This is a genomic window from Mycoplasma sp. 11548 (assembly GCF_055523555.1).
The window spans coordinates 478,956-491,765 of the sequence record NZ_JBVFVF010000001.1; the positions used below are offsets into that span (position 1 = coordinate 478,956).

Below are 12,810 nucleotides of genomic sequence, written 5' to 3' on the forward strand. Positions count from 1 at the left end.
TTAATTAATAGTCATTTTGAAAATCATCTAAAGATTTCTATATCAGATATATTTCATTAAATAAAAAATATAATAATATATTTTTTTGTAATTACTAATTTTTTGGTTATCAGACAACTTAAAAATTTATTCCAATAAATAACCACAAGCATATAATTTTAAACAACAATGATAAATTATATTTGTCATAATATTGTTTAGTTAGTTATTTTTTTTAATGAATTAGTAAGTGTTGAAACAATTGTATTACTAAATAGTTTAAAGAATGGGGTTAGTTTACCATTATTAATTTTTTTACCTAAGTAAATTCCTATAATATTATCTTTATATATTAGTGGTGAGCCAGAAGCTCCACTATTGTATTCAATGTCTTTGACAAATAACAAATTTGGTTCTAAAAATTCACTTTCTTTTTCTTTAAGGTAAAAAAATAAATTATGTGAACTTTGATTAAAATTATCATCTAACAATGTTACAAAACCAAGGCTATACAAAAAGTTTATTTGAGTTATTTTATTTTCAAAAGAATTAAAATTTAAATTTTTAGTTGTGTTTATATTATCAAATTCATATGTTTTATTTATTGTGAATATAGCGATATCTTCATCTTTATTATCATAAATAATAGTTATTTTAGAATTTAAATTTATTTCTTTTTTTATGTCATAGAACTGTATTAATTTAACTGATAAGTTGTACTCTTTAGATTCATTTATATTTAAAGCTTTAAATGAATGTGATGTGGTTAAGAAAATCAATTCATCTGCATCTTCTTTAATTAATGTACTTGTAAATGTTGTTTTGATTTGATTATTATTGTAAATATTTACGTTAAATACGTTTTTCTTGACATCATTAATTTGATTTGCAGTAATTATATTTGAGGAACAAGATATTGCGGTAGTGAAGCAAAAAACACTAGTGGTAAAAAACATAAAAATATTTCTAATTTTTACTTTTTTCATACTTATATATTATATATGTAATTGAGAAATTATAGTAAGAATTTCTCGCTGGGTTAATAAACTTATTTCTGTTCTAATTTCTAATCTATATCAAAATGAAAAGAAGCCGATAATAATGATTTTGGACATAAAATATAAGAATTATAATTTTATATTTAAATATAGTTTCCAACTGGAATATCTATTTATAATATTCTTCAGCATTGATAATAATAAGCATTTCTGGTTTAAAATGCACCAATCTTCTAATATTTTAGAAGCGGATTTCCTTGTGTTGTCTTTAAGGATCTTTAAAACTCTGTTATAATAAATATATAAAAAATTATTCAATTATCTAGAAGAAAGTTATTAATCATATTTATGGAATTTACAAAAAGAAAATTTTATTATTTAAGTATTTTATGTGGTCTTGGAATTTCTTTTCCATTAATTTTTACTGCCACAAAACCAATAACTCAAAATCAGGTTCAATCTGAAATTAAGCTAGATTTGGGTTCTATTGATGAAGCACAAAAACTAAAGGATTATTTAATTACTATTGTTTTTGAAAATAACGATAATAATAAAGAGGTGTTTAATATAATTGAAGATATTGTCAAATCGTTGATAGAAGCAAAAACTAAGAGTATGATATCAAATGAAGTAGCACACTTAGCTACATTAACCCTTATACAGGAAACCAAAAGAACCTTTAAAGATAAGATTGTTCTTGAAGAGGCTTGATACCACTGATTCCCAATGGCTTTTTGAAAGGGCGTTTATACCGCTGCTCCTTTAATTCATTTAATTAATTGAAATGTTTACGTAGGTGGCGAAATCGTCAAACATGCTGCACCATTATCTATAGACTTTGCTGAAATGTATATGAGATATAAAACTGGGGATATGAATACCCTGTCATTAAAGGTTGCACTTGTAATAGTTAAATTATTGGTGGCACTAAATAAAGGTGAATCAAGACTTGTTGACGATATTGCATCAAGTGTTATTTTTGACACAATTCAAAACACTATAAATAAAGGTGATGCAAGCAGTCTTGTTTTCTCAATTTTAAAATCTCTTAATTTAACATTGTTCCTTGATCAAGTAAAGTTAAATAAAAATGTTGATATAGTTATAAATACTATTACACAACAACTTACTACTGCATATGACACCTTGAAATTTAAATCTTTTATGAAATATATGTATTACAAAGCTTTATATAAAGGAAAATAAAATATGTATATAAAAAAATTTATAAAAAAATTATCACTAGTAGCAATGCCTGCCGTTTCTTTCGTTTCTGTTAGCACAGCATGCACTAAGAGTGATATTGTTGGGCTACGAGAAAATGAGAGAGTTTACAAAGAAAATAAGGAAAAGCATGATTCAATTTTTGAAACTATTTTACAATTGCCTAATTCAAATCCAAAAGATATTAATTCATATAAAACATTTACGTCAACTTTTTTAACAAGAAATGATGATAATTATTACTTTTTAACTAGTAGAAATGATTTAAATGATGTTAATCAAAATGAACTAAATATAAGTCTTGCAACTTTGAAGACAAACAATCCAAAACCTTTTTACTTCTTAAGTGGTAAAACTCAATTTAATATAGTTTTAAAAGACGATCATTATTTGGTTTATTCAATCCAAAAAACAAACTTATCAAGTAATTGAGATAATAGAGTTATTAAGGCTCCTAACCATGGTAGTTCACCTTTTTTATATGAAATAAGTCAAAATAACGCTCAATTAGAAACCTTAAATTTTGCTAATACTTCCAAGATATCTAAAAATGATATTTTATCATATACACCAATAGATAATCATATGCTTGTAACTTCCCAGGCCACTTTTGTAAATTCTAAAACTTTTAATCCGCTTAAGTCAATTATTTCGTCTTTATCAGAAGAGGTTGCTAGAACTGCAGATAAACTATCATATAAAAACCTTTCTTATATTAGCAATCAATTCTTAGGTAGTCCATTATTCTATAGTAAAAATATTATTGGTATTTTGAGTTCATATAAAAATACTAAAAATAACCATGTAACAATGAATATAGTTGATTTTTATATATTTACAGAGCAGGATATTAAAAATATAAAAAATGCAATAAATATGGATGGGTATAATGTTCACGAAATTTAAATTTAAGAATAATGTATTGTCTGAGCAAAACTATAAACTCCTTTATAAAATTGCTTATATTATATTATTTCAAATTTTAGTGTTTATTATTATGCTTATAGTTTTTGGTTTTAGTGATATTTTATCATCTTTAGATACTGATTCTGTAGTGCTTGAACACCCTGAGGGTTATGCATCGTTTTGAGAAGGAGAAAGCCATTCTAGCGGTTCAATTTTCACAAGCATATGATTTTATCTTTTGTTAATTTCTGCACCGTATTCTTTTTCTGTAATATTAAGAAAGAGTTTAGCGCCTAAATTGCAAAAAGATGAATATTTTATCGCCTCAAAATTATCATTTAAATTATATAAGTTTTTGATTTTTTTCTGGCCTTCTATAGCAGTTGTTAAATTGTTAATAAAGTCATATTTTCCACCTAAAATATTGACTACTAAGCAATTGATAAAGAAATGAAAAATTATAAATGGAATAAGAGATGTCGTTTTAATTCTTAATTTAATAATTTTAATAACATTAATTATTCTCTCATTTAGTTCTGTTTGGGGTACTTTTCTTGAATTTTCTTCTGATTGGAAAAGTTTTGTTTTAAGTATTCGCAACCATAATTTATTTATATCATTATGTATTTTTGCATCAATTCATCTTCCTTTTATTTTTATTTCATCTTATTCAGCGGATTTGTATAATGAAATATTACATAAAGAAAATAAACAATGGACTCAGGTCGCTGGTGTCTTTTTTACCTTTTTTATATATATTAAAGGTTGAAAAAATATATTTCAATTATCAAAAGAATTAAAGAAAATTGAAGATGAATTAATTAACAAAGAAATTACATTTAAAGCATTTTATATAGAAACAATATATAAATTAATATGACAAGTTATCGGAATTTTATTAATTGCTTTAGCTTTTATATTTTATAAAGACTCTGCTTGGATTTTTGCGAATTTTTCAATGAAATCCGTTATGTTCTATATTTTGTTTTGTTTATTTCTAACATATCTAGTATATTTTTCGGCGCGTTATATATCGAACTTTATTGTATTAACTAGCGAAGATTTAAAACCAATATACAAATTACTTTATTTCATTGATTTATTAATTCCTATTATGTCTGTATACAATATATTAAAATATAGAAAAGCAAAACAATTATTTTTAGGTTAACTTACATTAACTTATTTATTTAAAATTCCTTCTAAAACCTAAAATTTTAGAAGGAATTTTATTATATTTCAATGGATTAAAGTTCTTTATTATAAAATAATAAATATATATCTAAATTAAAGTATAATTATTAATAATTAAGCAAAATTATTGAATTTTAATTAACTTTACATAACCATAAGTAAATTTGATTCAATGTAATAATTATAATAACAATTATTTAAAGGAGCATATTAATGACTAAAACAAAAATAAAAACGTTAATATATAAATCTTTTGCACTTATTGGAGCAATAACTCCAGCAATAACCTTTTCTGCCTCTTGTTCTTATATTACTATTAATGAAAAAAAACTTAATGAGCTCCATTATGAAGAAAACAGAAACAAAAATAATTCGGTTTTCGAAACCATTATAAGAGCAAAAAATGGTAATGAGGAATCACATAAAACATTCACATCTACATATTTAAATAATAATAACGGAAAACTTTATTTTATAACAAGTAGAAGTGACTTAAAAGATTTAAATCAAAAAGAAGTGGATATAAGCCTCTCAACATTAATAGATGTTCTTGCTCGACCTGCATTTTTCTTTTATGCAACAACTAAGTTTGACGTAGTTTTAAGCACTGAGAATTATCTTGTTTTTTCACTTTATAGCTTTAGTTTATCTAATAATTGAGATAATAGGACTATCAAAGCCCCAGGGCATGGTAACAACCCAATTTTTGAACAATTAAATCAACGTAATGAATTACTTGACTCACTTTCTTCAATGGGTGCTGCAAACATTGAGAAAAAACATGCAATATCTTATACCCCAATCCAAAGCACTTCTATTTTACACGACCAAAGACTTTTTATCGACTTTATTAAACATAATTCAATTGTCAATTTTGGATCAGAGGAAATTTCAAAATCAAGCAATAATATTACATACAAAAATATTTCATATATAAACAATCAATTTTTAGGATCACCCTTATATTATGATAAAAAAATTGTTGGAATTTTATCTTCATATAAAAATCATGAAAGTGACAAAAAGCCCACCCATACTGTAAATTTTTATATTTTTAATGATCAAGATATTAAAAATATAAAAAATGCAACAAATAACTAGGAGAATTATGAAAGAAAAACTTAAATTCAAAAATTTACTTTTAACAAGTAATAATTATAAATTACTTTATATTATTAGTTTCTTTATCATAATAAAGATAATAGCATATTTAGTATTATTTATCCACTTAGGATTTCTCAATGCTTTCTTTTCTTCGTCAGGGGCTGAAACAAAAGTTTTAGTTAATCCTGAAGGTTATTTAACCTTTAGTGAAAGTGAATTACCAGTTAAGGAAACTGGATTAGATTTAAAAACCTTAATTTATGGTGGGATATTACTTTTATCAATGTTCCTATCACTAATATTTAGAAGCCAATTATCAAAGGGTTTAAACAAGGATGTTTATTTTCATGCTTCAAACTTAAATTTAAAAATATATCATATTTTATTTCTATTTTATCCAATTTTAGCAATTGTTAAATTAATCTCAAAATCTTATAATATTAATCATACTTTTACAACTAAAGAATTAATTAAAAAATGAAGAATTATTAATTCTTTCCGTGATGCCTTTGGAATTTTATTTGCTTTAATGCTGGTTGGGATATTTGTAATAGTGGGTACAAATTCTATATATGTAATATCAGATTATTACTCCACAAACATAATATATAATATAATGTTATCTATATTAGTTCCTACTATATTAGTTGGTGGGTCAATTATAGTAATTATCTCTTATCCTTTTATGTATATTTCAGCTCATTCTGCAGAACTATATAACGAAATAATCGTTAAAGAAAACAAGCAGTGGAAAAAATCTACCTACTTATTTTTTGCAAACTTCCCCTACATTGTAGCTTGATCAAATGTAAATAATTTAGCAAAGGAAATAAAAGACAGAGAACAAGAATCAAATGATATTAATATTACAAAACATATGCTTTATTTAGAAACTATTTATAAATTAATTTGGCATGTATTTGGATTTTTATCTTTTATATTAGCTTTTGGTGTGTTTTATAACCAAATAGTTTTATTTCAATATTTTGATTTAAACCATCTTTTCTTTATTATTTTTATAGTTTTCTTTAGTATTTATTTAATTAGATTTATTCCTAATTATATTTCTGTTTTTTCCTTGCTAGATTTTAAAGAACCTAAAATAAAACTTCATTATTTCATTGATTTGGTTATCCCGATAGTTTCAATTCGTAATATTTTAAATTATCGTAAGAATAAAGTAATTTTTGGAGTAAAGGAAGTTTAAAAAGTTTTCAATTATTTTAAAATAAGATAACAACATTTGCATTAATAGCAAATGTTGTTTTTTAGATAAAATATGTTAAAATTAAAACATAATTATATTAATTGGAAATGTCACATGCAAGTTTTTTGCATGTGACATTGTTTTTGTCTGCCTTGTAATAAAATAGTTGTATTAATAATTTTTCAAAAAATAAAGGAGACCTTAAAAATTATATGAAAAATTTAGAAAAATATATTTGTGTTTTTGACAAATATCGAAAAGAAAATAAATATCAACATTTTAAAATCGAAGAGAATTACAACACTATCTTGAAAATGCAAGGAGCTCTTGAGTCGCAACGAAAATTACGATCAGATCAAATCGATCTAGAACAACTTTATAATATTCTACAAGAACTTTCTGAAGGCTTCTCAATCCAAGAAGTAGCCAAAATTTTTAACAGAGACATTCGAAGTATAAAAAGCAAAATTAAAATTATTACAAATCGCAGACCACTTAGTTTAGATAAACAAAATTGTTATGTTTGTCATAAGTGCTCAAAAAGAGTAATGCGTGTTAAAACCCTTAATTTTACCAAGCTATACGAACATTTATTAGGTATTAATTGGAAATGTCACATGCAAGTTTTTTGCATGTGACATTGTTTTTGTCTGCCTTGTAATAAAATAGTTGTATTAATAATTTTTCAAAAAATAAAGGAGACCTTAAAATTATATGAAAAATTTAGAAAAATATATTTGTGTTTTTGACAAATATCGAAAAGAAAATAAATATCAACATTTTAAAATCGAAGAGAATTACAACACTATCTTGAAAATGCAAGGAGCTCTTGGGACACAACGAAAATTACGATCAGATCAAATCGATCTAGAACAACTTTATAATATTTTACAAGAACTTTCTGAAGGCTTCTCAATACAAGAAGTAGCCAAGATTTTTGATAGAGACATTCGAAGTATAAAAAGTAAAATCCAAATTATTACAAATCGCAAAGCATTGAGTTTAGATAAACAAAATCGTTATGTTTGTCCTAAGTGTTCAAAAAGAGTAATGCGGGTTAAAACCCTTAATTTTACCAAGCTATACGAACATTTATTAGGTTATTCATTTTCGCGACTCTTTTTTGTAAGTGATGCAATTAAAGAGAAATGAAAGGCCTACAGAAAATATTGGTATAGTGAACTTAATACATACAATAAAAATAGAAATAAAAAGAATTTGCAGCAAAAAGAAGTTAAGAAATCAGTTACCTATCTTGTGAATTCTTTTAAAAAATTATCCCCTGATGAATTTGCTCCTTCACCTAGTTCAATTTATAAAATAATTAAAAAATACCCTTATTTCTAGACAGGGAAAAAATATTCGGACAAAATCCGAATATTTTTAATATAAAGAAAAAGAGGTAGTTATGAGACATTTAAAGACTAAAGAATGAATCAAAATTTTTGACTTATACGATAAATATTTGAACCTGGGAATAACGAAGGCAGAATTTGATAATTTCTGTTTTGATATCAGAAAAGTATACTGAAATAAAGAATCAATGAGAAATATGTTAAAGAAAAGAAAACTGTATAATTTAAATATGAACATAGAATCACAAAGCGGTAAATCACCTAAGAAAGATAAAGGTGTTGGGAGAAAGAAAAAGAAAGTTCTCGATTATACATGAATTGATACTCTTAAAGATGATGAAAAAGATGCAGTTATAAAATACTACTATCAAATTTTTAATGAAAATAATATTGATGCAGATATCTCAAAGATAAAGAAAATCAAGAATCTTTCACATACTAAAAAATCTAAAATGATATGTGTTTCAAGATCTACATATTACGAGAAATTGAAAGATAACAACAAGACTAAAGAACTAAAGGTTAAACACAAAGAAATAATTTTTCAAAGTTTTGTCGAAAATAAAGAAAGGTATGGACGAAGAAGACTTGCTAAATATATTTTCCAAGAATATAATATTCAAATAAATCCTAGAACCCTAGGAAATTATATGAAAAAACTGAATTTGAAAACATTTGTTAGACAAAAACATAAAACTAAAGAATCTAAAAATACTAGTGTTAAAGTACCTGATTTAGTAAAAAGAGATTATAATTCAAGCAACAATAATATATATGCAACAGACGTGACCTATATACCAGCACCAAAAGATATTGAACAGAATCATATTTATTTATCTGCAATTATTGATCATAAAACTAAGTTTGTGACCTATGAATTATCGCTTAGAAATGATACTGAACTAATTTTGAATAATATCACCAATACAAAATTCAAAAATAATTTTATTTTACATTCTGACCATGGAACTGCTTATTCTTCGCTTGAATATACTAAAAAAATAAAATCACTAAAAGGTAAAATATCAATGTCAAGAATTGGTAATAGTCTTGATAATCGTGAAATTGAATATTTCTTTTCAATTCTTAAAAGTGAAATTTTCCCAAATTTTGATCAAACCTGTAAAAGACTTACTTTTATTGAATTATCACAAAAAATCAAAGAATTTATAAACTGATATAATTATAAAAGAATAAGATAAAAAACCTTCCCAAAGCATTCCGTTTGGCTTAGCCAAATGGTATGGTTGGGGAAGGTAAAACCGTCCGAAAAAAATTTCCCAGTTTACACCGTTATTGGCAAAATCAATGACGCATATTGTATTGTAACCATAATTGAACGGCAAACCAGAATGTCTTATGCTATGCTCTCAAAACGCAACTCCAAAGCTATCAAACAAACTCTTATCAAACTAATCAAGAAACACAACTTAGACATTAAAACTTTAACAGTTGATAATGGTAGTGAAAATGTCTTATTGCACCAGGTCATTCCAACTGAAAGATTATTTAAATGCCAACCATATAGTTCATGACAAAAAGGTTCAATAGAAAATATGCACCGCTTAATTAGGTATTACATTCCCAAAGGAAAAAGTCTAGATAAATACTCTCAGCAAGAAATTGATTATATGATGGAAAAAATAAATAACTATCGACAAGTTGTCCGGCAATATAAGATAACCTAAGAAATTTTTAATCCCCCGCCTTTGATTGCAATCAAAGGGGCCTTACTTTTGACAAAAGTAAGCAAAACCGACGAGAAAACACTGCCGTGTTTTCTGTTTTCTCATACATTTTTTATGTAAAATTTATGTTAAAATTAAAACACAATTATTTTGTTAATATCTCGCGTGTGACTTTTCCAAAAAACAAACATTTATTAGGTTATTCATTTTCGCGACTCTTTTTTGTAAGTGATACAATTAAAGAGAAATGAAAGTCCTACAGAAAATATTGGTATAGTGAGCTTAATACATACAATAAAAATAGAAATAAAAAGAATTTGCAGCAAAAAGAAGTTAAGAAATCAGTTACCTATCTTGTTAATTCTTTTAAAAAATTATCCCCTGATGAATTTGCTCCCTCACCTAGTACAATTTATAAAATAATCAAAAAATACCCTTATTTCCTTGATTTTGACCATATTGTTAAAAAATCTGAAGGCAAATATGGTATAAGGAAGAAGAAGCAAACCAAACCTAAAACATTAAAATATGCAACAGAAATTTCAAAACGTCCAGCTTATATTAATGATCGCTTGGAACATGGCCATTTTGAATTAGACACCGTTATTGGTAAAATCAATGATACATATTGTATTGTGACCATAATTGAACGGCAAACCAGAATGTCTTATGCTATGCTCTCAAAACGCAACTCCAAAGCTACAAAACAAACTCTTGTCAAACTAATCAAGAAACATAACTTAGAGATTAAAACTTTAACTGTTGATAATGGTAGTGAAAATGTCTTATTGCACCAGGTAATTCCAACTGAAAGATTATTTAAATGCCAACCATATAGTTCATGACAAAAAGGTTCAATAGAAAATATGCACCGCTTAATTAGGTATTACATTCCCAAAGGAAAAAGCTTAGATAAATACTCTCAGCAAGAAATTGATTATATGATGGAAAAAATAAATAACTATCGGCAAGTTGTCCGGAAATATAAGATAACCTAAAATTTTTTTTAATCCCCCGCCTTTGATTGCAATCGAAGGGGCCTTACTTTTGACAAAAGTAAGCAAAACCGACGAGAAAACACGGCAGTGTTTTCTGTTTTCTCATACATTTTTTTATCTAAAAATTATGTTAAAATTAAAAGACAATTATTTTGTTAATATCTCGCAAGTGACTTTTCCAAAAAACATTTTGTTAATATTTCGCGTGTTACTTTTCCAAAAAACAAAAATAAATAAAAATTAAAAAATCTTTTAATATTTAAAAAAATATAGTATAATATTAAAGCAATTTTGCAAATGGCACTATAGCCAAATGGCCAAGGCATGGGTCTGCAAAACCTTGAGTACGGGTTCGAATCCCGTTAGTGCCTCCATTAAGTTTATATGCGTCCGTAGCTCAATTGGACAGAGTGTTAGGTTACGGCCCTAAAGGTTGCGGGTTCGACTCCTGCCGGGCGCGCCAATTTATAATATAAGATATGACGGGTTATCACCTGTCTTTTTTATAAAATAAACATTTAGTAAATATATTATAATATTTGTTAATTTATTTACTAAATGTTTAAAAAAATATGTTAATCTTATATAACATGAGGAGTTAATATGGAAAAAATTAAACTTGGTTTTACAAATGATAGTTTTAAAGATAATGGCAGTTTTTACCAAATAAAAAAACTTAATAAATTCAACCATAAATTAGATTATAACTTATTAAAAGATTTTGAATTTGTACCAAAATTACTAGAAAACAGTGAAAAATTTATAAGATGACAATGAATAGAATCACAAGAAATTGAATTTGACGAGTTGCAGTTAAAAGAAATTGCACAAACTTTTTTAAAGTTGCATAATTCGCAGTTAAAATTTCCAAAATCAAACCATGCCCAAAGAGTTAAAGAATACAGAAATGTCTTAAAACAAAAAAATATAAATATTGAAATATTAAATAAATATTACAGACGGATAAATAATATTTTAGCTCATAGTGAGAATAATAGACCGCTACATAACGATTTATATAAAGGTAACTTATTGTTAGATAAAAAAACCAATAAAATATTATTTATTGATTGAGAATATGCTTCAATGGGCGATAAGCATTTTGATCTAGCTTATTTTATTTGTGGATCATTTTTAACTAAAGAACAAGAAAAAATCTTTTTAGATGAATATGATATGTATTGAGAAGAATATTTGGTTCAACAAAAGATTTTAGTATATTATTTAACAATTTTATGGATTCATGCTCAAGATATTATGCCTTTCAGTGATGAATACTGTATTGCAAAACTAGAAGAAACGGTTCAAGAATATGATTATTTAAAAAAGAATAATTTATTTAGAAATTAAATAATTATTGGATAAAAGCAAGGAGATTTACCCTTGCTTTTATTTTAATGATTTTTTAATTTCTTTCCATGGATATGGAAATTGGCTGGGGGTTGATCTATTTTTAGTTATTGTAACAATTTTATTTTCACGCGTATCATTCGTTAATATCAAATCTTCTATTTTTAAACTATAATTAAGTTTTTGTAAAATATCTTGAGCATCATTTATTTCTTCTTGGTATTTTTTACTTTTTAGCAAAATCATTTGTCCTTTAACTTTTACTAAGTGAAATGAAGACATTAATAAACCCCTTATACTTGAAACGGCCCTTGCAGTAACTATATCGAATAAATTCTTCTCTTTAACATCTTCAACTCTTGTTTGTTTTATTTCTACATAACTTCTTAAATTTAATTCATCGATTACGAAATTTAAGAAGTTAACTCTTTTTTGCAATGGTTCATAAATATAAACTTTGTTTTGAGGTTTAGTTAAAACATAAGGAATTGAAGGAAAACCTGCTCCTGCCCCAATATCTAAAATTGTGGTATTTTGTTTATGCTTTGTAATTTGCAGCATAAAAATCAAGGATTCTCAAATACCTTCTTCTCACAGCTTTTCACCGCTAAAACCAGTTAAATTCATAACTTTATTTTTTTCTTCAATTAACTGTACATATCTTTCAAATAAACCAAAGTCTCAAGCATTTACTAAACATAAATCTTTTATTTTTTCTTTGTATGTTTTTACTTGCATAATAAATATTATAAATGCATTTTATTTTTTATTTACGTAATTTTATTTTTTTTGTATAATACATAAGTT

General features: G+C 25.4%; 13 protein-coding genes and 2 tRNA genes. 13 read left to right on the forward strand and 2 right to left on the reverse strand.

Annotation, left to right across the window (positions count from 1 at the left end):
- Window positions 1-197 precede the first annotated feature (197 nt).
- Window positions 198-965, reverse strand: a complete 768-nt coding sequence (locus AC0B4K_RS01980) for a hypothetical protein (protein WP_465103593.1) — start codon at window positions 963-965, stop codon at window positions 198-200.
- Between the two features lie 360 nt (window positions 966-1,325).
- On the opposite strand from AC0B4K_RS01980, the gene AC0B4K_RS01985 reads away from it, so the two are divergent.
- From AC0B4K_RS01985 to AC0B4K_RS02045, 13 genes are all read left to right on the forward strand, one after another.
- Window positions 1,326-2,183 carry a hypothetical protein gene (locus AC0B4K_RS01985; RefSeq protein WP_465103594.1) on the forward strand — a complete coding sequence of 286 codons (858 nt, stop codon included), beginning with the start codon at window positions 1,326-1,328 and terminating at the stop codon, window positions 2,181-2,183.
- A gap of 3 nt (window positions 2,184-2,186) precedes the next feature.
- Window positions 2,187-3,107: a hypothetical protein gene (locus AC0B4K_RS01990; protein ID WP_465103595.1), complete on the forward strand. Its 921-nt coding sequence runs from the start codon at window positions 2,187-2,189 to the stop codon at window positions 3,105-3,107.
- Between the two features lie 91 nt (window positions 3,108-3,198).
- Window positions 3,199-4,278, forward strand: coding sequence for a hypothetical protein (locus tag AC0B4K_RS01995; protein ID WP_465103596.1), 1,080 nt, complete (start codon window positions 3,199-3,201; stop codon window positions 4,276-4,278).
- A gap of 236 nt (window positions 4,279-4,514) precedes the next feature.
- The gene (locus AC0B4K_RS02000; RefSeq protein ID WP_465103597.1) at window positions 4,515-5,402 is read left to right on the forward strand and encodes a hypothetical protein; all 888 of its coding nucleotides are present in this window, start codon (window positions 4,515-4,517) and stop codon (window positions 5,400-5,402) included.
- Window positions 5,403-5,409: 7 nt separating this feature from the next.
- A complete protein-coding gene (locus AC0B4K_RS02005) occupies window positions 5,410-6,612 on the forward strand; it encodes a hypothetical protein (protein ID WP_465103598.1) in 1,203 nt (400 codons plus the stop codon).
- Between the two features lie 212 nt (window positions 6,613-6,824).
- On the forward strand, window positions 6,825-7,382 hold the full coding sequence (locus tag AC0B4K_RS02010) for a hypothetical protein (RefSeq protein ID WP_465103599.1): 558 nt from the start codon (window positions 6,825-6,827) through the stop codon (window positions 7,380-7,382).
- A complete protein-coding gene (locus AC0B4K_RS02015) occupies window positions 7,327-7,959 on the forward strand; it encodes a hypothetical protein (RefSeq protein ID WP_465103600.1) in 633 nt (210 codons plus the stop codon). Before AC0B4K_RS02010 ends, AC0B4K_RS02015 begins: the two co-directional genes overlap by 56 nt.
- Before the next feature lie 61 nt (window positions 7,960-8,020).
- Complete coding sequence (locus AC0B4K_RS02020) at window positions 8,021-9,169, forward strand: IS3 family transposase (protein WP_465103472.1); 1,149 nt, start codon at window positions 8,021-8,023, stop codon at window positions 9,167-9,169.
- Window positions 9,170-9,205: 36 nt separating this feature from the next.
- The gene (locus AC0B4K_RS02025; protein WP_465103601.1) at window positions 9,206-9,655 is read left to right on the forward strand and encodes an IS30 family transposase; all 450 of its coding nucleotides are present in this window, start codon (window positions 9,206-9,208) and stop codon (window positions 9,653-9,655) included.
- Window positions 9,656-9,780: 125 nt separating this feature from the next.
- Window positions 9,781-10,653: an IS30 family transposase gene (locus AC0B4K_RS02030; RefSeq protein WP_465103602.1), complete on the forward strand. Its 873-nt coding sequence runs from the start codon at window positions 9,781-9,783 to the stop codon at window positions 10,651-10,653.
- 299 nt (window positions 10,654-10,952) lie between these two features.
- Window positions 10,953-11,027 (forward strand) — tRNA-Cys (locus AC0B4K_RS02035).
- A gap of 12 nt (window positions 11,028-11,039) precedes the next feature.
- Window positions 11,040-11,116: transfer RNA gene (locus AC0B4K_RS02040), tRNA-Arg, on the forward strand.
- Window positions 11,117-11,256: 140 nt separating this feature from the next.
- On the forward strand, window positions 11,257-12,003 hold the full coding sequence (locus AC0B4K_RS02045) for a phosphotransferase family protein (protein ID WP_465103603.1): 747 nt from the start codon (window positions 11,257-11,259) through the stop codon (window positions 12,001-12,003).
- 39 nt (window positions 12,004-12,042) lie between these two features.
- On the opposite strand, the gene rsmG is transcribed toward AC0B4K_RS02045, so the two are convergent.
- Entirely contained in the window at window positions 12,043-12,741 is a 699-nt protein-coding gene (gene rsmG / locus AC0B4K_RS02050) for a 16S rRNA (guanine(527)-N(7))-methyltransferase RsmG (protein ID WP_465103604.1), read from the reverse strand.
- Between the last annotated feature and the right edge of the window lie 69 nt (window positions 12,742-12,810).